1 protein-coding gene is annotated in these 218 nt (G+C 48.6%); it reads right to left on the reverse strand.

Annotated elements, in window-relative coordinates:
• Window positions 1-218 (reverse strand): hypothetical protein (locus tag AC6CH4_RS26080; RefSeq protein ID WP_498108267.1); only part of this gene is annotated, 218 nt, incomplete at both ends.

Below are 218 nucleotides of genomic sequence, written 5' to 3' on the forward strand. Positions count from 1 at the left end.
CACAGTTGCTGCACCGATCGTTTTTCCTGTTGTATTTACACTGCAATTTTTGGTAAAGTCCGCACCTGCATCTGCCACTGGAACCGACTGATCCACAGTAACGATCACTGTATCGGTAGCCGTACAGCCCGTAGCGGTACTTGTTGTTGTTAATGTATAGGTAGTCGTCACCGATGGGTTGGCCATTGGATTCGACACTGTTGCGCTCGTTAATCCTG

This window comes from Flavobacterium sp. GQ95 (assembly GCF_059758655.1).